This window comes from Collinsella aerofaciens (assembly GCF_018785245.1).
GTDB classification, from domain to species: domain Bacteria; phylum Actinomycetota; class Coriobacteriia; order Coriobacteriales; family Coriobacteriaceae; genus Collinsella; species Collinsella aerofaciens_AD.
The window spans coordinates 1-744 of sequence record NZ_WQPL01000051.1; the positions used below are offsets into that span (position 1 = coordinate 1).

1 protein-coding gene is annotated in these 744 nt (G+C 53.9%); it reads right to left on the reverse strand.

The features are described from left to right. Positions 1–434: 434 nt before the first annotated feature. A partial coding sequence (locus GPK39_RS08655; protein ID WP_215675045.1) for a hypothetical protein occupies positions 435–744 on the reverse strand: 310 nt, incomplete at its 5' end.

Here is a 744-nt window from a genome sequence, read left to right on the forward strand (position 1 = left end):
TCGATGTCTGCCCGGATGCGACACTGAAGTAAGTGTCCATCCTCGCAGTATCCGGTTCTCAAGGTGCACGCCCCGCGGCTCATCCGGTCCGACCGGGCCGCGCGGCAAGGAGATATATTGCCAGACCGGAGGGGCCCCGGGGGCGGGAATCGCGCACTCCATATTTTGTTCACAAATGAATTAACTGGGCTCCGAGTTGCTCAGAGTCACACATATGGTCATAAACCTTGGACAGACCGTATGACCTCGGGAATCTCGCTGTCCACTGTAGACATAGCATCTTTATACCCTCGTTTGTATCCGCTAATTAACCCGTCATAAATTGAAGGACAACGTTAACAAACCTATAAAACGCCTGCGGGGGCTCTATCACTAATTAGATAGAGCCCCAGCAGGCGGAGTGTATTTGATTGAAACGCTACCCCTTAATTGATTTACTGGAAATAAGGAGCAAAAGATCCGTCCGGATAAACGTGGCGACAGAACCCTGGAGCCAACTGAGCGCCACCAGAAAGTGACATAAGCAAGAAGATCGGCTCTACCTCACCGCGGACGACAACGATGCCCTCGACTAAAGTCAATCCAAGCACTCCTAAAACAGAAAGGGCAAATATCAGCTTATACAACGCAAAAAAGGGGGAGGCCGCGAGGCCTCCCCCTTCTAAGTTCAAGCGTACGGCTCGGTGCCGTCCACCGGTCAGCGGCGCCCTGGCCTCCCACGGGCTGGCCCCGCAGTACTCTCGG